This window comes from Sorangium sp. So ce367 (assembly GCF_051520455.1).
Classification (GTDB): domain Bacteria; phylum Myxococcota_A; class Polyangia; order Polyangiales; family Polyangiaceae; genus Sorangium; species Sorangium cellulosum_B.
This window is the reverse complement of record NZ_CP150334.1, coordinates 6,575,551-6,598,999: the sequence shown is the minus strand read 5'-3', so window position 1 is coordinate 6,598,999 and position 23,449 is coordinate 6,575,551. Positions and strand designations below refer to the sequence as shown.

7 protein-coding genes are annotated in these 23,449 nt (G+C 71.3%); 5 read left to right on the top strand and 2 right to left on the bottom strand.

Annotated features, from left to right (window positions below; translation table 11 throughout):
* The first annotated feature begins 240 nt into the window (after nucleotides 1–240).
* Nucleotides 241–3,831, top strand: a complete 3,591-nt coding sequence (locus WME97_RS24940) for an SNF2-related protein (protein WP_437540603.1) — start codon at nucleotides 241–243, stop codon at nucleotides 3,829–3,831.
* A gap of 144 nt (nucleotides 3,832–3,975) precedes the next feature.
* Here WME97_RS24940 and WME97_RS24935 read toward each other — a convergent pair whose 3' ends face one another.
* Entirely contained in the window at nucleotides 3,976–4,569 is a 594-nt protein-coding gene (locus WME97_RS24935) for a Uma2 family endonuclease (protein ID WP_437540601.1), read from the bottom strand.
* Nucleotides 4,570–4,660: 91 nt separating this feature from the next.
* The gene (locus tag WME97_RS24930) at nucleotides 4,661–6,091 is read right to left on the bottom strand and encodes an MATE family efflux transporter (RefSeq protein WP_437540599.1); all 1,431 of its coding nucleotides are present in this window, start codon (nucleotides 6,089–6,091) and stop codon (nucleotides 4,661–4,663) included.
* A gap of 179 nt (nucleotides 6,092–6,270) precedes the next feature.
* Here WME97_RS24930 and WME97_RS24925 point away from each other — a divergent pair, with 179 nt between their 5' ends.
* The 4 genes from WME97_RS24925 (at nucleotide 6,271) to WME97_RS24910 (ending at nucleotide 23,448) form a co-directional block, all read left to right on the top strand.
* A complete protein-coding gene (locus tag WME97_RS24925; protein WP_437540597.1) occupies nucleotides 6,271–7,176 on the top strand; it encodes a hypothetical protein in 906 nt (301 codons plus the stop codon).
* An 839-nt stretch (nucleotides 7,177–8,015) separates the two neighbouring features.
* Entirely contained in the window at nucleotides 8,016–13,211 is a 5,196-nt protein-coding gene (locus WME97_RS24920) for an nSTAND1 domain-containing NTPase (protein WP_437540595.1), read from the top strand.
* A 25-nt stretch (nucleotides 13,212–13,236) separates the two neighbouring features.
* Nucleotides 13,237–18,360 carry an nSTAND1 domain-containing NTPase gene (locus tag WME97_RS24915; RefSeq protein ID WP_437540593.1) on the top strand — a complete coding sequence of 1,708 codons (5,124 nt, stop codon included), beginning with the start codon at nucleotides 13,237–13,239 and terminating at the stop codon, nucleotides 18,358–18,360.
* A 495-nt stretch (nucleotides 18,361–18,855) separates the two neighbouring features.
* On the top strand, nucleotides 18,856–23,448 hold the full coding sequence (locus WME97_RS24910) for an nSTAND1 domain-containing NTPase (protein ID WP_437555492.1): 4,593 nt from the start codon (nucleotides 18,856–18,858) through the stop codon (nucleotides 23,446–23,448).
* Nucleotide 23,449 lies beyond the last annotated feature (1 nt).

The following is a 23,449-nucleotide window of genomic DNA, read 5'->3' as shown; positions in this document are numbered from 1 at the left end:
CCTCCAGCAGAGCGCCAATCACCGATACGCGCTCACAACGTCGTACGGCCACGCTGGATGTCGGGCCGGGCGCGCAGCGCGGCGCAGAGCCGGCGCGTCGCCTCGCGCAGCTCGCCTTCGTCGAGCGACGCGAACCCGAGCCGCGCGGCGCCGCACCGTACAGCGCGCTCGCTCCCAGGGGGCAGCGCGCCGGAACCCCTTGAACCGGGCCCTCGCACCGACGACGTTACGCCGCCCGTCATGCCCGGCGACACCCAGGCCGTCCCCCCCGTAGCCCCTGCGGCGCCCTTCGAGACCCGCGCGGCCCTCCTCGCCTGGCTCGCGCAGCACGGCGTCGCGCACCTGGCCCGGCTGAGCCTCGAGGCGGTGGCGCCGCGCGTCGACCCCACGCTCTGGCCCGAGCTGCAGCTCCTCGGCGCGCGGCGGCGCCTCATCGACCTCGCGAGCGCCGACTCGCTCGCGGGCGCGCTCGCGTGGCTCGCGCCCTCGCGCCTCCGCGACGTCCTGCCGCCCCTCGTGGCTCGCTTCCTGGAGGACGAGCGCGACGACGCCGCGCTCGCGCGCTCCGCCGTCGCGTCGCTCCTGCGGGCGCCCGAGGAGCCGCGGGCCCTCTCGGCGCACGAGCGGCTCTGCGAGCTGCGCGCGCGCGTGCCGGAGGCGGCGGCCCCGCGCCCCGAGCGGGCGCTCCGGGCCGCCGCGCTGCGGTTCGACGCCGCGCTCCCCGGCTTTCGCCTCGACGACCCGCGGCCGTTCGAGGCGCACCGCGCGGGCGCCGGCTTCGTCAGGCCGGAGGCGCGGCTGACCCTCGCGCCCGGGGCCCTCCGCGCCGAGTGCGACTGCGGCGCGGCCGGCTGCGTCCACGTGCTCGCGGCCATCGACGCCGCGCTGCTCTGGCTTCGCCAGCCCCCGAGCGAGGCGTTCTTCCAGGCGCTCGACGAGCTGGGCCGCCCCGCCTGGGAGCGCGCCTTGCTGGCGCTCGACAGGGCCCTCGACGAGGGCCCGGGGGCGCGCGGCGGCGTCGAGCTCTCCTTCCGGCTGGACGTCGTCGAGGCGGCCGGCGTCGTTGTCGCGCCCTGGATCCACCGGCTGGGCAAGAAGGCGCAGCGCGGCGCCGGGGCGCGGCTCGGCAAGAAGCGCCTCCTGCTGGAGCACGGCGGAAAGCTCTCCCCCGAGGACGCCCGCATCGCGTCCCTCCTGCCCGAGGGCAACGCCTTCGCCTCGCGGGCGCTGCTCGAAGCGCTCATCGGCCACTCGCGCCTCTTCCTCGACGAGGCGCCCGACGTCGCCGTCCGCATCGAGCGCGCGCCGGTGGGCGTCGTGGCCGAGGAGCGCCACGGCGCCGTGCGGGTGAGCGCCGGCGTCGAGGGTACGGCGCTGCCCCCTGCGCTGCTCGATCGCGCGCGCCGGGCCCGGCCCGAGGAGGTGCTGTTCCTCTGGGACTGGGACAAGGGCGCGCGGCGGCTCACGCTGCTCGACGTCAAGGCCGAGATCCGGGCGCTGCTCGACGTGCTCGCGCGCGAGGGCGACGTCTTCCCGCCCGAGAGCCACGGCGCGCTGCTCGCCGCGCTCTCGCGGTGGGCGCTGCGCGTGCCCGTGGCCATGCCGCGCAGCGTGATGGGCGAGTCGGTCCCGCCGGAGCTGCTCCCGGTGCTGCGGCTCACGGCCCAGCCCCGCGGCGCCGTGGAGGTCGAGCTGCGCGTGCGGCCGCTCGCGGACGCCCCGCCGCTCGTGCCGGGCGCGGGCGCGCGCGACGTCCACGTGCGGCGCGGCGACCGGGCCCTGCACGCGGTGCGCGACCTGCGCCGGGAACAGGACTTCGCCGCCGCGCTCGCCGCTGCGCTCCCGCTCGCCGGGGCCGAGCCGTTCGAGGATCGCCCGTTCCACTACCGCTTCGCCAGCGCGCAGGGCGCGCTCGATCTGCTCGCGGCCTGCGCGCGGCGCGAGCCGCCCCCGGAGCTCGAGTGGGTCAGCGAGCCCCTGCGCGTCGTGGGCGACGGGGGCCCCCGCGCGCTCAAGGTCGTCCTCGAGAAGCGGCGCGAGTGGTTCGGCGCCCTCGGCGGCCTGAGCGTCGCGGGAGAGCGCGTGGAGCTGGCCCGGCTGCTCGACTCGGCGCGCCGCCACGAGCGCTACGTGCAGGTCGAGGCCACCACCTACGTGGAGCTGGGCGAGGCCCTGCGCGCCCACCTCGAGCGCCTGGCCGATCATGTCCACGACTCCCCGCACGGCCTCTCGGTGGGCCCCTCGGCCGCCGCGGTGCTGTGGGAGCTCGAGCGGGCCGGCGCCGCGATCGAGGCGGACGGCGCGTTCCGGGGGCTCGTCGAGCGGGTCGTGGCCGCCGGCGAGCTCTGCCCCGCCGTGCCGGCGTCGCTCGCCGGCGAGCTCCGCCCTTACCAGCTCGACGGGTACCGCTGGCTCGTGCGCCTCGCGGCCTGGGGCGCGGGGGGCGTGCTCGCCGACGACATGGGCCTCGGCAAGACGGTGCAGGCGCTCGCCGTCCTGATCGAGCGCGGCGAGCGCGGGCCGGCGCTCGTCGTCGCGCCCACCTCGGTGGCCTTCAACTGGCAGGACGAGGCGCGGCGCTTCGCGCCCTCCCTCCGCCTCACGCTCTACGCGGACGAGGCCGATCGCGACGGCGCGCTCGCGCGGCTCGGCCCGGGCGACGTGCTGGTGCTCAGCTACGGCCTGCTCGTGCGCGACGCCGCGCGCCTCGCGGCGCGGCGCTTCGCCACCGTCGTCTTCGACGAGGCGCAGAGCCTGAAGAACGCGACCACCCAGCGCTTCCGCGCCGCGAGGGCGCTCCAGGCGGACTTCAGGTTCGCGCTCTCGGGCACGCCGATCGAGAACCACCTCGGCGAGCTCTGGAGCCTCTTCGCGCTCGTCTTCCCCGGCCTCCTGGGCGGCTGGGACGCGTTCCGCGACCGCTACGCCATGCCGATCGAGCGGCACATCGACCCTGCCGCGGGGCCCGCGCTCGCGCGCGTGCTCGCCCCGTTCCTCCTCCGGCGGACCAAGGCGCAGGTGGAGGCCGAGCTGCCGGCGCGCACCGAGGTGCGCGTGCCGGTCGTGCTCTCGGGCGCCGAGTGGCAGCTCTACGAAGACGCGCGCCTCGCGGCGCTGTCCGACCTCGAGACGCCCCGGGCGGTCCGGCGCGAGCAGGAGCGGCGCGTCGAGGTGCTGGCGGCGCTCACGCGCCTCAGGCTGCTCGCGTCGCACCCGCGCCTCTACGACGCGCGCTCGACGCTCGACTCGTCCAAGCTCGCGCGCTTCCTCGGGCTCGTCGAGGAGCTGTGCGCGGAGGGGCAGCGCGCGCTCGTGTTCAGCCAGTTCACGTCGCACCTCGCGCTGGTGCGCGAGGCGCTCGAGGCGCGCGGCGTCGCGTACGTCTACCTCGACGGCGCGACGCCCCGGAAGGCCCGGGCCGAGCGGGTGCGCGAGTTCCAGGAAGGGTCGTCGCCGCTCTTTCTGATCTCGCTGAAGGCGGGGGGGTTCGGCATCAACCTCACGGCGGCCACCAACGTGATCCACCTCGACCCCTGGTGGAACCCCGCGGTCGAGGATCAGGCCTCGGACCGGGCGCACCGCCTGGGCCAGCGGCGGCCGGTCACCATCTATCGCCTGGTGGCGCTCGGCACGATCGAGGAGAAGATGCTGTCGCTGCACGCGGAGAAGCGCTCGCTCGTGGCGCAGGTGCTCGGCGGCAAGGACACCGCCGGCAAGCTCTCGACGCAGGAGCTCGTCGGCTTGCTCTCGGCGCAGCTCCGGGGGCCGGACGGCGGCGAGGGCGGGGACGGCGAGCTCTCGGACTCAGGCCCTCCGAGTCGGGAACTCTGACTCGGGATCTCTGACTCGTGCCGTACCTCCGAGAAAATTGAACAGGGAGGCGAGGAGACGGGGAGGGAAATCTTCAAAATACTCCCCGTCTCCCCGCCTCCCTGTTCAATTTCTCCGCTGAAAAGGGCTGCAAAATGAGGGAGTTTATCCGGTCGCCCAGAGCACGGCGAGATCGAGCTCGATGGCCTGGAAGGGCGTAGCGCGGACGCTCGCGGTGTCACGGTGAGTGGCGATCGGCGCCCAGCTGCGGTCCGCGGCGAGCGTGAAGATCTCAAGGGTCCGCTGGAGGGGCGCGATCAGCCAGACGTGCCGCACGCCCTCGCGCGCATAGATGGGCATCTTCTCCTTGCGATCGTGCTGCTCGGTCGAGGGGCTCAGGACCTCGCAGATCCAGTCCGGAGCGAGCGAGAAGTAGGGCGTGTCGGGGAGCTCGGCCATGCGCTCCCGACGCCACCCGGCGAGGTCCGGCACGACGACATCCACGTCGCCTGGCGAGGCCGGATCGGGGAAGTGGATCTCGGGCTCGTCCAGGATCCACCAGCCACCCGGGCCGTTCTTGCCGTGATCGAAGGGACCGCCGAGCTCGATGCCCAGGCTCGACGCGGCGCGCGCGTGCCGCGGCGCTGGCCGGGGGAAGAGGTGAAGCTCGCCGCCGATGAGCTCTGCCACCTTGTTCGGCGGCGCCGCCTCGAGGTCGGCGTACGTCGCGCGTCGACGCTTCTCGGCGGGATGGCCCATGGGTCCAGCGTGCCCTGAGGGGGGCGGCGAAGCAAGGTGCAAGCCCCAGGCCTCCGCGCAGGGCGGCCGGTCTGCAGGCGCTTCGCCGCCCTCACGCCTCTCCGACCTCGCTCGCAAACGCCTGCGCGGGGTCGGCCTGCCTCGCCGCGTCGCCCGGAGGCGCCTTCTGGACGAGGGGCCGCTTCCATCGCCCCGAGGCGTAGTAGGCCGTGCCGGCGATCATCGACACGACGAAGCTCGCCGCGATGGCGTACCAGACGCCCTTCACGCTGCGCATCTCGCGCGAGAGCCAGTACGCGAGCGGGGCGCGGACGACCCAGAGGCTGAGCAGCGTCGTCGCGGTCGTGATCATGGTCGCGCCGGCGCCGTTGATGATGCCGTTGCTCACGAAGGTGAGGCCGAAGAACACGTAGCACGCGCCGACCGTGTGCAGGTACGACACGCCGAGCTCGATGACGGCCGGATCGGTGATGAACACCCTGAGGAGCGCCTCGGGGAACGCGACCGCCACCGCCGAGATGAGGAGCGTCATGCCGCCGCTGAACACGCACCCCCACGCGAAGATCTCGCGCACGCGGCCGTGGTGCCCCGCCCCCAGGTTCTGCCCGGCGAGCGTCGATATCGCCATCCCCATGTTGATCGCCGGCAGGAAGGCGATCTGGTCGATGCGCGAGGCCGCGCCGAACGCGGCGGTCGCGATCTCCCCGAACCCGTTCACGATCCCCGTCACGACGACCATGCCCAGCGCCACCACCGACTGCTGGACGGCCGCCGGCACGCCGATTCGGAGCGTCTTTCGCATCGTCGGCCCGAGCTGGCCGAAGCGCGGCCAGCTCGGCGCGATCGGCGACCTGCGGGCGTGGAGGTACAGGTTGAGCGCCACGAGCGCGATGGCCTGAGAGACGAGCGTGGCCCACGCCGTCCCGTTCAGGCCGAGCTCCGGCAGCCCCAGCCGCCCGAAGATGAGGAGCGGGTCGAGGACGGTCGTCAGCACGACGGAGCCGAGCAGGAAATAGAGCGGCGTCCTGGAGTCACCGGTGCCTTGCAGCATGCTCCGGAGCGCGAGCATGCCGAAGCTGAACGGCAGCGAGAGCAGGTAGATGCGGAGATAGCTGACCGACGGCGCGAAGACGTCGGCCGGCGTGTCCATCGCGCGGAGGATCTGGGGCGTAAAGAGCTCCCCGAGGGCGGTCAGCAGGAGGCCCAGGCCGTAGATCAGCACGGTGGAGCCGTCGACCACGCGCCGCAGCTCATCGAACCGCCTGGCGCCGAAGCTCTGCGAGACGAGGATGTTCGTCGCGAGGGTCATCCCCATCCCGACGCCGAAGATGGTGAAGACGATCGGGAAGCTCACGGTGACGGCCGCCAGCGCCGCCGTGCCCAGGTACTGACCGACCCAGATGGCGTTGATGAAGCTGTAGGTCGTCTGAAGGAAGCCCCCGATCAGCATCGGGAGCGAGAACGTCACGATATGTCTCGGGATGCTGCCTGTCGTCAGATCGGTTCCAAACTTCGATTGCATCAGGTTCCTCGCCTGGGAGCGGGTGGAGAGCGGCCTCGTGGTGGGCTGTTCAATCGCGGCGTAACGTAGGGAACGCGCGGCGACCGTCCACCACCCACCCCGCTGGCGCGCAGCTTGCAATCGGCCGACGCCGCTGAACGCTCCAGGCCTGTCGACGAGCGTCAGCGAGGAGAAACGACATGCCGAAAGCGAAGTCCGCGAGCGCATCCCGGACCCCGGGAGCGCGGCCCGGGCCGTCCGAGCCTTCCGAGGCGTCCGTGCCGCTGGCGCTCACCGCCGCCGAGCAGGATCTCCTGGGTCGCGCTCTCCGGTTCCTCGTCAACGTCCAGGCCGCGCCGTTCATCGCGCGGGCGCGTCGCGAGGGCTACGCGGCGAACGAGCACCGCGAGGGGTGGCGGCTATTCAAGCTCGCCGCGGGCGAGCAGCGCCCGCTCGAGCACCTCTTCGCGGAGGCCGCGGTGGAGGCCGCGAGCGGCGGAGGCGTCGAGGGCGCCGAGCGGATGCAGCTGCTCCGGGAGGTCGAGGTCTTCGAGAACACGTGGTTCCCGCGAACGCGCGCGATCATCCGCCGCGTGGTGCAGCGCGAACGGCGCGACGGCTTCGAGGCCGCGTTCTTCAAGCACCTGGAGCCGCAGCCGCTCGGGTCGACGGTGGTCATGTCGGTCGGGACGTACCTCCGCCGCCTCGAGGGGCTCGCCAGGAACAGCGATGGCGACGCGAAGAAGGTCCACAAGACGCTCGCGGCGCGCGGGCTGACCGAGGCGAAGGTGCAGCAGGTGCGCGATCTGCTGGCGAAGCTCGAGGCCGGCGCCGGGGCTCAGGCGCAGCCGCCCCGGGTGCCGGCGGCCGAGCTGACGAGGGCCTGGCGGGAGCAACGGGAGGGGATCGAGGGCCTGCGGGACTGGTTCAACGACTGGGCGACGACGCTGCGGCAGGTCTTCCCGGTGAATGCGCAGATCCAGCTCGGCCTCACGGCCGTGAGGCGCACGGCGGCCGCCGGAGTGGTGATCGAGGAGGACGTGTCGCTCGACGAGGACGAGGGCGCCGACGGCGAGGTCACCGGCGCGGAGCCGCGGGTCGGCTGACGCTCTTCGGCCGCCGCGGTGCCGGACCGGCACCCGCGGCGCCCGCGCTGCCAGCGCAGATCCCGCGCGCAGGCCGCACAGGTGGCGGGGAATGGGAGCCCGCGCGGCGCCAGGCCGCGGAGGCGGCTACGCAACCGCTTGCTCTCTTCCGCAATGGTTTGCGGCATCCAGCAAAAGGTTGCGCTCCGAGGGCCCCGGCAGAACGTCCCGCACGGCACGAGCACGGCTGCGTGCGGGCGGCCGCGCTGCAAGGGAGACTCGCCCCGTCGACTGGGCTCGTCGTCCGAGCCACGACTCGGTTCTTCGCCTGAACGACGATTCGGGCTCGTCGCCTGGGCCATCCCTGTGCCCGTCGCCTGAGCCACAGCCCGGCTCCTCGCCTGAGCCACAGCCCGGCTCCTCGCCTGAGCCACAGCCCGGCTCCTCGCCTGAGTCTGAGCGATGACTGGGCTCTTCACCTGCGCGATGACTGGACTCGTCGCCTGAGCCACAGCCCGGCTCCTCGCGTGTGCCACGGCTCGGCGCCTGGGAATTGCCGCAATGCCGAGCGCCCTGAAATGACAGAAGAATAGGAGGAGAACGACGGAAGCCCTGGTGTGAAGGAGAGGGGCTGACGCATCCGAGGCGCCGACACCGGACGATGTGGGGGCGTATGCTATAGAACCTCCCAACAGGCAGCGACGGTTGGCTGCTTGAGCATCGGTCCGGGTACGCCGTCGGGTTCTCTCGCCAGAGCGGCGCGACGAGCTCGAGATTCGGGAGCGTTGCGTGTCGACAGGGGGTGGGGACGTTTCGCCCAGGGCCGCCGCGCGGGCGTGGCAGCGATCGGAGGGGCCAGGATGAGCCGCGAGACCCTCGCGCCAGGGACGGTGTTCCAGGGTCGCTATGAGATCCTGTCCTGCTGCCGAGCGAGCGGCCGAACGGTCGTCTACAGGGGCCGGCGCATCAGGGGCGGTGGGCCGATCGTGCTCCAGATTCTCCGTCTGCCTCGCGATGGAGAGGGCAGGCACCCTGCGCGGCGCTCCGTCTCGCGGTTCCTGCGGGAGATGCGCTCTGGGACGCGGCTCCACCACGCTCCGATCGTCCGGCCCGTCGACTGGGGGCACGCCGGCGAGGGGCGGCTCTATACCGTCTTCGAGCTCATGCCGGGACACACCCTGCGGGAGGTGATGCCTTCGGAGGACGACCTGCAGCAGCACGCGCTCGGCGCGACCCTTCCGCAGGCGACGCTCGAGCTCAAGGAGACCCCGCGCCGCGACGCCGAGGCCCAGGAGCAGAGACAGCCGGACCGGCCGGGATCGAGCGGAATGCGCGGCGAGCGCGGCGAACCGGTCGAGACCACGCTCGCGCTCGCCGGCCTGGCACCCACGGAGGCGTCGGCCGGCGTGACGCCCGAGGAGCGCGCGCGCGAGGCCGCAGCGCCGTCCGTACACGACGCGCACGACGCGCACGGCGCAACCACGGTGGGGGGAGCGACGCCGACGGGGCGCGGTCCGGGCTCCGCGCTGCCCGACGTCGGCGGCACGATCAAGCATTACGAGATCATCCGCAAGCTGGGCCGGGGCGGCATGGGGATCGTGTACCTGGCCCGCGACACGAAGCTCGGGCGCCTCGTGGCGATCAAGCTGCTGCTCGAGTTCAGCGGACAAGGAAACGAGCGCTTCCTGGACGAGGCGCGGGCCACGGCGCGCTGCCGTCACGAGAACATCGTGGTGATCCACGAGGTCGACGAGATCCGCGGACACCCGTACCTGGTGCTGGAGTACATCAAGGGCCGCACGCTGAGCGAATGGCTGACCCAGCGCGAGCACCCGAGCGCGCCGGGGCCGCTCGCCGCGATAGGGCCGTCGGGCCCGATGTCGCCCGGCCAGGTGGTGGAGGTGATGATCCCGGTCGTCCGCGCGCTGGTCTGCGCGCACGAGCTCGGGATCGTGCACCGCGATCTGAAGCCGGAGAACATCCTCATCGACGACGCAGGGAGCATCAAGGTGCTCGACTTCGGGATCGCGAAGCAGCTCGACGCCAGGGTGATGTCGACGCTCACGGGCACGCAGGCGACGCTCGCGCGAGGCCACGGCGATGGCCACCGGAGCGGGCTCATCGGCACGCCGGCCTACATGTCGCCCGAGCAATTGCTGGGCGGGGACGTCGATCCTCGCAGCGACCTCTGGGCCGTGGGCATCCTCCTGTACACGCTGCTCGTGGGGGCGCACCCGCTCGACCCGTTCTCGGTCGCGCGGCTCGCGGACATCGTGAAGCTCGATCTCCCCATGCCGCGCGTGAGCGCGCGGCGCCCGGACGTGGGCGCGCTCGGCGACCTTGTCGACCGGTGCCTGAAGAAGCGCCAGCACGAGCGCATCGGCTCGGCCAAGGAGCTGCTCGCGGAGCTGGAGGCGCTGCTGCCCGGTCGAAAGGCGCTCGAGCTGGGCGACGACGAGAGCCCGTTCGCCGGGCTGTCCGCGTTCCAGGAGTCGGACGCGGCGCGCTTCTTCGGCCGCGATCGCCAGATCGCCGCCACGACGACGCGGCTGCGCTACCAGCCGCTCCTCACGGTCGTCGGGCCGTCGGGGGCGGGCAAATCGTCGTTCGTGCGCGCGGGGGTGATCCCCGCGTTGAAGCGCGGTAGCGAGCGGTGGGAGACGTTCATCGTGCGGCCGGGGCGCCGGCCGCTGTCGGCGCTCGTCGATGTGCTCGCGCAGGTGGCCGAGTCCGAGGTGGCCAGCACGGGGTCCGGGTCGGCCGAGCTCCCCGACCACGACGGGATCGTCGCCACGCTGCGCGCGCAGCCGGGGCACCTGGGCGCTCGGCTGCGCGCGCGCTGCCGCCGCGAGGGGACGAGGCACCATGTCCTGCTCTTCGTCGATCAGTTCGAGGAGCTGTACACGCTCGGCGCCAGCCGCGAGGAGCGGGCCGCGTTCGTGGCCTGCCTGGAAGGCGTGGCCGACGACGCGTCATCGCCCCTGCGCGTGCTGCTCGCCGTCCGCTCGGATTTCCTCGATCACATGGCCGATGATCACGATTTCGTGATCGACGTGACGCGCGGCCTGTCGCTGCTGCCGCCGATGGGGCGCGACGGCCTGCGCGACGCGCTGACGAGGCCGCTGGAGGCGGCCGGTCATCGCTTCGAGACGCCCGAGATGATCGAGGACATGCTGGGCACGCTGGAGAGCACGCGGAGCCCGCTGCCGCTCTTGCAGTTCACGGCTGCGAAGCTGTGGGAGGCGCGGGATCGCGAGCACCGGCTGCTGACGCGAGACAGCTACGAGCGGCTGGGCGGCGTGGCCGGGGCCCTGTCCGCGCACGCGGACGCGGTGCTCTCGGCGCTGCCGGTGCGCGAGCAGCGGCTGGCCCGCGCGGTGCTCGTGCGCCTTGTCACGCCGGAGCGCACGCGCGCGGTGGTCAGCCTGGAGGAGCTCCATGGGGTGGCGCAGAACGGCGGGGCTCCTGCGGGCGAGGCGATCGATCAGGTGGTCCAGCACCTGGCCGCTGCGCGGCTGCTGCTGATCGAGACCGGGGGCGAGCGCGAGGGCACGACGGTGGAGCTGGTGCATGAGTCGCTGATCGAGCGGTGGCCCAAGCTCCGGCAGTGGCTCGCCGAGGGCGAGCAAGACGCGCAGTTCCTGGCCCGGCTGCGCGCCTCGGCGCAGCAGTGGGAGGCGAGCGGCTGGGCCGAGGGGCTGCTCTGGCGCGACCGCGCGGCCCAGGACGCGAGGGCATGGTACGAGCGCCGGCGCGCCGCGCAGGGCGCCGATGGGCGAGCGGGGCTGAGCAAGCGCGAGGAGCGCTATCTCCTGGCCGTCGTGGAGCTCGCCGAGCGCGCGCGGCGCTTGCGACGGCAGTTTGCTGTCGGCCTGATCGCGACGCTCAGCGCGTTCGCGGTCATGGTGTCGTACCTGGCGATCCGCGCGCAGGCGGACGCGCTCCTGGCGCGCAACGCCACCCGCATGGCCGCGGCGCGCGAGCTGCAATCCGATCCCACGACGGTGCTGGCGCTCTTGCGGGAGGTCGAGCCGCCCGAGGTGCCGCGCGGGTGGGCCACCCTCGCGCGCTGGGCGCTGCACAGCTGGGTCGCGCGCGTGGTGCTCACCCATCCGGATTTCGTCATCCGCGCGGCGTTCAGCCCCGACGGCAAGCACATCGCGACGATCTGCGCGGACAGGGCCGTGCGGGTGTGGAACGCGGATGGCACGGGCGAGCCGCTGGTCCTTCGTGGCCACGACGCGCCGATCAACTCGGTGGCGTTCAGCCCCGGCGGCGAGCGCATCGTGACGGCGTCGGACGACAGGACGGCGCGGGTGTGGCGCACGGAGGGTGCGGGCGAGCCGCTCGTCCTCCGCGGTCACGAGGACGGGGTCTACTCGGCGGCGTTCAGCCCCGATGGCGGGCGCATCGTGACGGCGTCGTTCGACCGGACCGCGCGGGTGTGGAAGGCGGATGGCACGGGCGAGCTCCTCGTCCTCCGGGGTCACGCGGAGCCGGTCTATTTCGCGGCGTTCAGCCTCGACGGCGGGCGCATCGTGACGGCGTCGTTCGACCGGACCGCGCGGGTGTGGAAGGCGGACGGCACGGGCGAGCCGGTTATCCTGCCCGGTCACGAGGATGCCGTCTACTCGGCTGCGTTCAGCCCGGATGGCAAGCGCGTCGTCACGGCGTCGTGGGACAAGACGGCGCGTGTGTGGAACGCCGATGGGTCGGGCGAGCCTCGGATCCTGCGCGGCCACGAGGATGTCGTCTACTCGGCGGCGTTCAGCCCGGATGGCGAGCGCATCGTCACGGCGTCGTGGGACAAGACGGCGCGTGTGTGGAACGCCGATGGGTCGGGGGAGCCTCGGATCCTGCGCGGCCACCAGGATCGGGTCTACTCCGCGGTGTTCAGCGCCGACGGCGGGCGCATCGTCACGGCGTCGTATGACAAGACGGCGCGGGTGTGGAACGCCGAGAGCACGGGTGAGCCCCTCAGCCTCCGTGGTCACGAGGATGCCGTCTACTCGGCTGCGTTCAGCCCGGATGGCAAGCGCATCGTCACGGCGTCATGGGACAGGACAGCGCGTGTGTGGAACGCCGAGGTCGCGGGGGCGCCCGTGATCTTCCGTGGCCACGACGGGGAGGTGTTCTCGGCTGCGTTCAGCCCTGACGGCAAGCGCATCGTCACCGCGTCCGACGACAAGACGGCGCGTGTGTGGAACGCCGACGGCTCGGGGGAACCGCTGGTGATCCGTGGTCATGCGGACAGGGTTCGCTCTGCGGCGTTCAGCCCCGACGGCAAGCGCATCGTCACGGCGTCCTTCGACAAGACGGCGCGCGTGTGGAGCGCCGACGGGTCTGGAGAGCTCGTGGTGCTCCATGGTCACGCGGACAGGGTGCGTTCGGCGGCGTTCAGCCCCGACGGCGAGCGCATCGTCACCGCCGCCTATGACAACACGGCGCGTGTGTGGAACGCCGATGGCACGGGCGAGCCCGTGGTCCTGCGAGGGCACGATCGTTGGGTCGTATCGGCGGCGTTCAGCCCTGACGGCAAGCGCGTCGTCACGGCGTCGTGGGACAAGACGGTGCGGGTGTGGAACGCCGACGGCACAGGCAAGCCCGTGGTCCTGCGTGGTCATGAGCACCTGGTCAATGCTGCGGTGTTCAGCCCTGATGGCAAGTATGTCGTGACCGCGTCCGACGACAAGACGACGCGGATATGGAATGCCGACGGCACGGGCGAGCCCCTGGTGCTGCGCGGGTCCGATGCGTCCGTCAACGCGGTGGCGTACAGCCCCGATGGCAAGCGCATCGTCACCGGGTCCGACGACAAGGTTGCGCGGGTGTGGACCGATCTCGATCCGCTCCGCGGCGTCGATGACCCGAAGCTGTGGACGGCGACGACCTACTGCATGCCCGTCGAGCGCAGGATCGAGCTCCTTCGTGTGCCCGAGTCGGCCGCCCGGGCGAGCCAGGAGGCCTGTCTGCGGCAGGTCGCCGCGGTCCGCGCGGCCGCGCCGGGGGGGCAGGCGGACTCGGGGGGCCGGCTGCGCGGCACGGCCGGCCGATGACGGGCCTTATCGATGCGGGGTGAGGATGTTTCGCCTGAAGCTGGCGCACGAGGCGGCGGCGAGTCGAGGAGCCGGGATGAACCGGCGGATCCTGGCGCCCGGGATGGTGTTCCAGGGCCGCTACGAGATCTTGTCATGTTTTCGGGCGAGCAGCCGAGCGGCCGTCTACAAGGGGCGGCTGATCGAGAGCGGTCAGCCGATCCTCCTTCAGATCCTACGCCTGGCGCGGAACGGAGCTGGCGCGCATCTGGTGCGGCGTGGCCTGGCGCGATTCCTGCGGGAGATGCGATGTTGCACGCGGCTCCACCACCCCCGCATCGGCTGGCCCATCGACTGGGGGCACGCTGGCGAGGGGCGGCTCTATGCGGTCTTCGAGCTCGTGCCCGGACGTGCGGCCGGCGTGGAGGGCAGCGGGCGGGAGGGGCTGGAGCCGAGAGGAGAAGGGGCGAGCGGAGATTCCGAGATTCTTGTGCGGCGACGGCCGGACCACCCGATCGCGAGCGGAGCTCCTGGCGAAGAGGCGGTGCGCACGCTCGCGCTCGCCGGGATGGCGCCCACGGAGGCCGCGGCCGACCTGGTGCCCGAGGAGCAGGCGCAGAAGGCAGCGCTCCCGCCGACGCAGGATGGGAAGACGCTGGTGGGAGCGACGCTAGGCGAGCGCGCTCTGGATTCCGTGCTACCGGACGCAGGCGGCACGATCAAGCATTACGAGATCATCCGCAAGCTGGGCCGGGGCGGCATGGGGAGCGTGTACCTGGCGCGGGACACCAAGCTCGGGCGCCTCGTCGCGATCAAGCTCCTGAGCGAGCACAGCGGGCAAGGGAGCGAGCGCCTTCTGGCTGAGGCGCGGGCCACGGCGCGCTGCCGTCACGAGAACATCGTGGTGATTCACGAGGTGGACGAGATCCGCGGACACCCGTACCTGGTGCTCGAGTACATCAAGGGCCGCACGCTGAGCGAATGGCTGACCCAGCGCGAGCACCCGAGCGCGCCAGGGCTGCTCGCTGCGATAGGGCCGTCCGGCCCGATGCCGCCCGGCCAGGTGGTCGAGCTGATGATCCCGGTCGTCCGCGCGCTGGTCTGCGCGCACGAGCTCGGGATCGTGCATCGCGATCTGAAGCCGGACAACATCCTGATCGATGACGCAGGATGTATCAAGGTGCTCGACTTCGGCATTGCCAAGCAGCTCGATGTCCAGAGGATGTCGACGAACACGGGGGCGCGGGCGGCGCTCGCGGGAGGCGGTGACCTGGGCCATCGGAGCGCGATCATGGGCACGCCGGCCTACATGTCGCCCGAGCAACTGCTGGGCGGGAACATCGATCCTCGCAGCGACCTCTGGGCCGTGGGCATCCTCCTGTACACGCTGCTCGTGGGGGCGCACCCGCTCGACCCGTTCTCGGTCGCGCGGCTCGCGGATATCGTGAATTTGGATGTTCCAATGCCTGGCGTCAGCGCTCGGCGTCCGGACGTGGGCGCGCTCGGCGACCTGGTCGTCCGGTGCCTCAAGAAGCGGAAGCAAGAGCGGATCGGCTCTGCCAAGGAGCTGCTCGTCGAGCTGGAGGCGCTGCTGCCCGGCCGAAAGGGGCCCGAGCTCGGTGAAGGAGAGAGCCCGTTCGCAGGGCTATCGGCGTTCCAGGAGTCGGATACCGCGCGCTTCTTCGGTCGCGATCGCGATGTCGCCGCCATGACAGCGCGGCTGCGCTACCAGCCGCTGGTCACCGTCGCCGGTCCCTCCGGGGCGGGCAAATCGTCGCTCGTGCGCGCGGGGGTGATCCCTGCGTTGAAGCGCTCCAGCGAGCGGTGGGAGACGTTCATCGTGCGACCAGGGCGCCGGCCGCTGTCGGCGCTCGTCGATGTGCTCGTGCAGGTGGCCGAGCTCGAGGTCGCCGAGCACGACGGGATCGTCGCCACCTTGCGCGCGCAGCCGGGGCACCTGGGCGTTCGGTTGCGAGCGCGCTGCCGCCGTGAGGGGGCGAGGCATCAACTCCTGCTCTTCGTCGATCAATTCGAAGAGCTCTATACTCTTGGCGTCGCGCCCGAGGAGAGGGCTGCGTTCGTCGCCTGTCTGGAAGGCGTGGCTGACGACGCGTCGTCGCCCCTGCGCGTCCTGCTCGCCATTCGCTCAGATTTTCTCGATCGAATCGCCGATGAACACGATTTCATGGGCGATGTGACACGCGGCCTCAGCCTGTTGCCGCCGATCGGGCGCGAGGGCCTGCGAAACGCGTTGACGAGGCCGCTGGAGGCGGCTGGTCATCGCTTCGAGACCGCGGAGATGGTCGAGGACATGCTGGGCACGCTCGAGAGCACGCGCAGCCCGTTGCCACTCCTTCAGTTCACGGCCGCGAAGCTGTGGGAGGCGCGGGATCGCGAGCGCCGGCTCTTGACCCGAGACAGCTACGAGAGGCTGGGCGGCGTGGCTGGCGCCCTGTCCGCGCACGCGGACGCGGTGCTCTCGGCGCTGCCGGCACGCGAGCAGCGGCTGGCCCGTGCGGTGCTCGTGCGCCTGGTCACCCCCGAGCGCACGCGCGCGGTGGTGAGCCTGGACGAGCTTTACGGCAGCGCGGCGGGCGGCGAGGAGGGGGCGCTTCTGGCGATCCCCCAGGTGGTCCAGCACCTGGCCGGTGCGCGGCTGCTGCTCATCGAGACCAGCGGCGAGCGCCAGGGCACGACCGTGGAGCTGGTCCATGAGTCCTTGATCGAAACGTGGGCGCGGCTCAGGCAGTGGCTTGCGGAGAGCGAGCAAGACGCGCAGCTCCTGGCCCGGCTAAGGGCCGCGGCCCAGCAGTGGGAGGCGGGCGGGCGCGCCGAGGGGCTGCTCTGGCGCGACCGCGCGGCCCAGGAGGCCCGAGCATGGTACGAGCGTCGCAGCGCTGCGCAGGGCGCCGAGTGGCGCGTAGGGCTAGGCAAGGGGGAGGAGCGCTATCTGCTGGCCGTCGTGACCCTCGCCGAGCGCGCGCAGCGCTTGCGGCGGCGGCTCGCGATGGGCGTGATCGCCGCGCTCGTGGTGATCGCGCTCCTCGTGTCTTACCTGGCGCTCCGCGCCGACAAGGAAGCGGAGCATGCGCAGACCGAAGCCCTTCAGGCGCGCAATGCCACCCGAATGGCCGCTGCGCGCGAGCTACAGGCCGATCCCACGACGGTGCTCGCGATCTTGCGCGAGGTCGAGGCGCCTGATGTGCCGCGAGGCTGGGCCGCTCTCGCGGGCTGGGCGCTGCACAGCTGGGTCGCTCGCGCGATGCTCACCCATCCGGACGGCGTCGTGTGTGCGAGCTACAGTCCTGACGGCGAGCGCATCGTCACCGCATCCTGGGATAAGACCGTGCGTGTGTGGAACGCGGATGGTGCGGGCGAGCCCCTGGTCTTTCGAGGTCACGACAGCGTCGTTCGTTCGGCGGTGTTCAGCCCTGACGGCCAGCGCATCGCGACGGCGTCGCACGACAAGACGGCGCGTGTGTGGAACGCGGATGGTACGGGCGAACCCCAGGTCTTCCGGGGTCATGAAGCCCCGGTCCATTCGGTGGCGTTCAGCCCCGACAGCAAGCGCATCGTCACCGCGTCCTGGGATAAAACCGTGCGTGTATGGAACGCGGATGGTACGGGCGAACCCCAGGTCTTCCGGGGTCATGAAGGCCCGGTCCATTCGGCGGCGTTCAGCCCCGACGGCAAGCGCATCGTCACCGCGTCCATGGACGGGACCGCTCGGGTGTGGAATGCGGATGGCACGGGCGAGCCCTTGGTCCTCCGTGGTCATGAGGAGGGGCTCTATTCGGCGGCGTTCAGCCCCGACGGCAAGCGCATCGTCACCGCGTCCCTGGACAGGACCGCGCGCGTGTGGAACGCGGATGGAATCGGCGAGCCCCTTGTCCTCCACGGCAATGAGGAGCAGGTCTCTTGGGCGGCGTTCAGCCCCGACGGCAAGCGCATCGTCACCGCGTCCCTGGACAGGACCGCGCGCGTGTGGAACGCGGATGGAATCGGCGAGCCCTTGGTCCTTCGTGGCCACGACGATGTCGTCTACTCGGCGGTGTTTAGCCCTGACGGCAAGAGCATCGTCACCGCGTCCTTGGACAGGACCGCGCGCGTGTGGAGCGCCGGTGGCGTGGGCGATCCCGTCGAGCTTCGCGGTCACAAGGATCCGGTCGTTTCGGCGGAATTCAGCCCCGACGGCAAGCGCATCGTCACCGCGTCGTTGGACAGGACCGTACGCGTGTGGCGCGCGGATGGCGTGGGCGATCCTTTGGCGCTGCGCGGTCACAAGGCCCCGGTCTTTTCGACGGCGTTCAGCCCCGACGGCAAGCGCATCGTCACGGCGTCAGGGGACAAGACCGTACGTGTGTGGAGCGCGGATGGCGTGGGTGATCCCTTGGTGCTTCACGGTCACGGGGATCCGGTCTTTTCGGCGGCGTTCAGCCCCGACGGCGAGCGCATCGTCACGGCCTCATGGGACAAGACCGTACGTGTGTGGAGCGCGGATGGCGTGGGCGATCCCTTGGTGCTTCGCGGTCACGAGGATCCGGTCGTTTCGGCGGCGTTCAGCCCCGACGGCGAGCGCATCGTCACGGCCTCATGGGACAAGAGCGTACGTGTGTGGAGCGCGGATGGCACAGGCGAACTCCTGGTCCTGCGCGGTCACGAGGGTCCGGTCTTTTCGGCGGCGTTCAGCCCCGATGGCAAGCGCATCGTGACTGGGGCATGGGACAAGACCGCTCGCGTGTGGAACGCCGACGGTACGGGCGAGCCCCTGGTCCTGCGTGGTCACGAGCACTGGGTCAGTTCGGCGGCGTTCAGCCCCGACGGCGAGCGCATCGTCACCACGTCCCGGGACCACACGGTGCGGATATGGAATGCGGATGGCACGGGCGAGCCCTTGGTCCTTCGCAGCTCCGATTCCCCGGTCAACAGCGTGGCGTTCAGCCCCGATGGCAAGCGCATCGTCACGGCGTCTGACGACAAGATCGCGCGGGTGTGGACCGACCTCGATCCTCTCCACGGCGTCGATGACCCGAAGCTGTGGACTGCGACGACCTACTGCATGCCCATCGAGCGGAGGATTGAGCTCTTCCGCGTGCCCGAGGCCACCGCTCGGGCCCACCAGCAGACCTGCCTGCGCCGCGTCAACGCGGCCCGCGCGGCTGCTCCTTGAACTCGGCCGTTGGACCACGCGGCACGGCCGACCGATGACGAGCGTCGCTGCCCCGCGTTTTACATGCTGCCAGTGCGGGCCGGCGCGCTGCGCGGGGCCGCGGTCTGCCCGTCGGCCAGGTTGCTCACCCGAGGTGCGACTGCAATAACAGGGTGCCACGAACAACAAGACCATTGCGCGGAAATCGCTGGAACGTCGAGTGAACTGAGATTGTGGGGAAGGGAGCCGTCCGGGCATCCAGAGCGGCGATACCGGACGGGCAGGGGGACGATGCCATCGAGCAAGGAGAGGCAGCAAGGCTGCCTGAGCGTCGAGCCGGATGCGCCGTTGAGCTCTCTCGTCTCGCGCCGCGCTCCTGGTGAAGAGGCGGTGCGCACGCTCGTGCTTCCCGAGCTCGCGCGCGCGGAGGACGTGGTCGGCCGAGTGCCCGAGGGGCGAGCGCAAGAGACCGCGGTCCGCCCGTCACCGGCGTCGACGACGCTGGCGGGCGCGACGATGGCGTACCGCGCTCAGGGCTCATCGCTCGTGGAGGTCGGCGGGACGATCAAGCACTACGAGATCATCCGCGAGCTCGGGCAAGGCGGCATGAGCATCGTGTACCTGGCCCGGGACACGAAGCTCGGGCGCCTCGTCGCGATCAAGCTGCTGATCGAGTACAGCGGGCAGGGGATCGAGCGCTTCCTGGCCGAGGCGCGTGCCACGGCGAGCTGCCGGCACGAGAACATCGTGGTGATCCACGAGGTGGACGAGCTCCGTGGACACCCGTACCTCGTGCTCGAGTACATCAAAGGTCGGACGCTGAGCCAGTGGCGAGCCGAGCGCGAGCGCTCCGGCGCGCCGGGCCCGATGGCGGTCGAGCTGGTGGTCGAGCTGATGATCCCGGTGGTCCGCGCGCTGGTCTGCGCGCATGAGCTCGGGATCGTCCACCGCGATCTCAAGCCGGAGAACATCCTCATCGACGACGCAGGGTGCATCAAGGTGGTCGACTTCGGGATCGCCAAGCAACTCGATGCCAAGCTGCTATCGACGCTCACGGAGGCGCGGGGGGAGCTCCCGGGAGATGATGAACAGAGCTTTCGGAGCGCGCTAGTCGGAACGCCGTCCTACATGTCGCCCGAGCAATTGCTGGGTGAGGACGTGGACGCGCGCAGCGACCTCTGGGCCGTGGGCATCCTCCTGTACACGCTGCTCGCGGGGGCGCACCCGCTCGACCCATCGCCGATCGAGCGGCTCGCGGACATCGTGAACTTCGATGTTCCCATGCCGCGCGTCAGCGCGCGGCGCCCTGATGCGGGCGCGCTGGGCGCCCTCGTCGACCGGTGCCTGAAGAAGCGGAAGGACGAGCGCATCGGCTCGGCCAGGGAGCTGCTCGCCGAGCTGGAGGCGCTGCTGCCCGGTCACAAGGCGCCCGGGCTCGGCGAGGACGACTGCCCGTTCGCGGGGCTCTCCGCGTTCCAGGAGTCCGACGCCGCGCGCTTCTTCGGCCGCGATCGGGACGTGACCGCCATGACGGCGCGGCTGCGCTACCAGCCGCTCGTCACGGTCGCCGGCCCCTCCGGGGCGGGCAAGTCGTCGTTCGTGCGCGCGGGGGTGATCCCGGCGTTGAAGCGCTCCAGCGACCGCTGGGAGACGTTCACCCTGCGCCCTGGGCGCCACCCGATGGCGGCGCTCGTCGATGTGCTCGCGCAGGTGGCCGAGTCCGAGCGCGCGGGCGCGCCGGCGGGCCCGGTCGAGCTCACCGGGAACGGCGGGATCATCGCCACCTTGGGCGCGCAGCCGGGCTACCTGGGCGCCCGGCTGCGAGCGCGCTGCCGCCGTCAGGGGACAAGGCACCACGTCCTGCTCTTCGTCGATCAGTTCGAGGAGCTGTACACGCTCGGCGCGAGCCGCGAGGAACGTGCGGCGTTCGTGGCCTGTCTGGAGGGCGCGGCCGACGACGCCTCGTCGCCTCTGCGGGTCCTGCTCGCCATCCGCTCGGACTTCCTCGATCGCGTCGCCGATGACTACGAGTTCATGACCCACGTGACACGCGGTCTCTCCTTGCTGCCGCCCATGGGGCGGGAGGGCTTGCATGACGCCTTGACGAGGCCGCTGGACGCCGCCGGTCTTCGCTTCGAGACCGCCGAGATGGTCGAGCACATGCTGGACACGCTGGAGAGCACGCGCAGCCCCTTGCCGCTGCTGCAATTCACGGCCGCGAAGCTGTGGGAGGCGCGGGACCGCGCGCGCCGGCTGCTGACGCGGGACAGCTATGAGCAGCTCGGCGGCGTCGCCGGGGCGCTCTCCGCGCATGCGGACGCGGTGCTCTCGGCGCTGCCGGTGCGCGAGCAGCGGCTGGCTCGGGCGGTGCTGGTGCGCCTTGTCACGCCCGAGCGCACGCGCGCGGTGGTCAGCCTGGACGAGCTGTGTGAGCTCGCACAGGACAGCGAAGGCCACGCCGGTGAGGCGATCGCGCAGGTGGTCCAGCACCTGGCCGGGGCGCGGCTGCTGCTCACCGAGGCCGGTGGAGAGCGCGAGGGCACGACCGTGGAGCTGGTCCACGAGTCGTTGATCGAGAGGTGGGCAAAGCTCGGGCAGTGGCTGGCCGAGAGCGAGCAAGACGCGCAGTTCCTTGCCCGGCTGCGCGCCGCGGCCCAGCAGTGGGAGGCGAGCGGTCACGCCGAGGGGCTGCTCTGGCGCGATCGCGCGGCGCATGAGGCCCGAGCGTGGCGTGAGCGCCGCCGCGCCGAGCAGGGCGCCGAGTGGCGCGTCGGGCTCGGCCAGCGCGAGGAGCGCTATCTCCTTGCCGTCGTGGCCCTCATGGATCGCGCGCGGCGGCTGCGGCGGCAGATCGCCATGGGCGTGATCGCGACGCTCACCGCGATCGCGCTCATGGTGTCCTATCTCGCGATCAGCGCCGATCGGCAAGCCAGGCGCGCCGAGCAGCAGGCCGCGCGCGCCGACCAGGAAACGGCCCGTGCCCAGGCCGAAGCCCTGCAAGCGCGCAACGCCACCCGCATGGCCGCGGCGCGCGAGCTGCAGGCCGACCCCACGACAGTGCTCGCGATATTGCGAGAGGTCGAGCCGTCCGATGTGCCGCGAGGGTGGGACTTTCTCGCGCGCTGGGCGCTGCACAGCTGGCTCGCTCGTGCGGTGTTCACCCATCCGGATGGGCTCAATTCTGCGGCGTTCAGCCCAGACGGCAAGCGCATCGTCACGGCGTCGTGGGACAAGACGGCGCGGGTGTGGAACGCCGATGGCGCGGGCGAGCCCGTGATCCTGCGGGGGCACAGCAAGGCGATCTGGTCCGCGGCGTTCAGCCCTGACGGCAAGCGCATCGTCACGGCGTCGTGGGACAAGACGGCGCGTGTGTGGAACGCCGACGGCACGGGCGAGCCGCTGGTCCTTCGTGGCCACGAGGAGCGTGTCGCGGGCGCGGCGTTCAGCCCCGATGGCAGGCGCATCGTCACGGTGTCCCAGGACAAGACGGTGCGGATATGGAACGCCGACGGCACCGGAAGTCCCCTGATCCTTCGGGGCCATGAGAATCTGGTTCGTTCCGTGGCGTTCAGCCCCGATGGCAAGCGCATCGTCACGGCGTCGTGGGACAAGACGGCGCGTGTGTGGAACGCCGATGGCACGGGCGAGCCGCTGGTCCTTCTTGGTCACGAGGACGTGCTCAACGCTGCGGAGTTCAGCCCTGACGGCAGGCGCATCGCCACCGCGTCGTCGGACAAGACGGTGCGGATGTGGAGCGCCGACGGCACCGGCAAGCCCTTGGTCCTCCGGGGGCACGAGCAGGAGGTATCCCATGTGGCCTTCAGCCCCGACGGCAAGCGCATCGTCACCGTGTCCCGCTGGGACAAGAGAGTGCGCGTGTGGAACGCCGAGGGCACGGGCGAACCCATGATCCTTCGCGGTCACGAGGATGGGGTGTATTCGGCGGCTTTCAACCCCGACGGCAAGCGCATCGTCACCGCCTCCAATGACAGGACGGTGCGAGTGTGGAATGTCGCCGGTACGGCGGAGCCATTCGTCTTTCGGGGACATGAGAATGCGGTCTATTCGGCGGCGTTCAGCCCTGATGGCAAGCGCATCGTCACGACGTCGTATGACAAGACAGCGCGGGTGTGGAACGCCGACGGGTCGGGTCAGCCTTTGATTCTCCGTGGTGAGGCTCCGATCTATTCGGCGGCGTTCAGCCCTGATGGCAAGCGCATCGTCACCGGCTCGTATGACAAGACAGCGCGGGTGTGGAACGCCGACGGCTCCGGTGAGCCCATCGTGTTTCGTGGTCATGAGGACCGGGTCTGCGCTGTGGCGTTCAGCCCCGACGGCGAGCACATCGTCACCGGCTCGTATGACAAGACAGCGCGGGTGTGGAACGCCGACGGCTCCGGAGAACCGACGGTGCTCCGTGGTCACGAGGATTGGGTCCAATCTGCGGCGTTCAGCCCTGACGGCAGGCGCATCGTCACGGCGTCCCGCGACGAGACGGTGCGGGTATGGAATGCCGATGGCACGGGCGAGCCGCTGGTCCTTCGTGGTCACGAGGCTCATGTCAGCAAGGCGTCGTTCAGCCCAGACGGCAAGCGCATCGTCTCGGCGTCATGGGACAAGACAGCGCGGGTGTGGAACGCCGACGGCGGCGGCAAGCCCCTGGTCCTCCGGGGCCACGAGCACTGGGTCAGCGCTGCGGCGTTCAGCCCCGATGGCAAGCGCGTCGTCACGTCGTCCGAAGACGGGACGCTACGGGTATGGAATGCCGATGGTACGGGCGAGGCGCTGGTCCTCCGCGATTCGGAGTCTCCGGTCAACAGCGTAGCGTTCAGCCCCGACGGCAAGCGCATCGTGAGCGGGTCGGACGACAAGGTCGTGCGGCTGTGGACCGATCTCGAACCGCTGCACGGCGTCGATGACCCGAAGCTGTGGACCGCGACCACCTACTGCATGCCGATCGAGCGGCGAATTGAGCTCCTCCGCGTTCCCGAGGCCATGGCCAGGGCTCATCAGGAAGACTGCCTGCGCCGCGTTGAGGCGGCCCGCGTGGTCGGCCCTGGGTCCCAGCCAGGCTCGGCTGGCCACCCGAGCGGCGCTTGGTCACCATGAG

What these genes read in the sequence shown, in the direction of transcription:
- WME97_RS24940 (WP_437540603.1), top strand. Translation starts at nt 241, where the DNA reads ATGCCCGGCGACACCCAGGCCGTCCCCCCCGTAGCCCCTGCGGCGCCC.
- WME97_RS24935 (WP_437540601.1), bottom strand. Translation starts at nt 4,569, where the DNA reads ATGGGCCATCCCGCCGAGAAGCGTCGACGCGCGACGTACGCCGACCTC.
- WME97_RS24930 (WP_437540599.1), bottom strand. Translation starts at nt 6,091, where the DNA reads ATGCAATCGAAGTTTGGAACCGATCTGACGACAGGCAGCATCCCGAGA.
- WME97_RS24925 (WP_437540597.1), top strand. Translation starts at nt 6,271, where the DNA reads ATGCCGAAAGCGAAGTCCGCGAGCGCATCCCGGACCCCGGGAGCGCGG.
- WME97_RS24920 (WP_437540595.1), top strand. Translation starts at nt 8,016, where the DNA reads ATGAGCCGCGAGACCCTCGCGCCAGGGACGGTGTTCCAGGGTCGCTAT.
- WME97_RS24915 (WP_437540593.1), top strand. Translation starts at nt 13,237, where the DNA reads ATGTTTCGCCTGAAGCTGGCGCACGAGGCGGCGGCGAGTCGAGGAGCC.
- WME97_RS24910 (WP_437555492.1), top strand. Translation starts at nt 18,856, where the DNA reads ATGGCGTACCGCGCTCAGGGCTCATCGCTCGTGGAGGTCGGCGGGACG.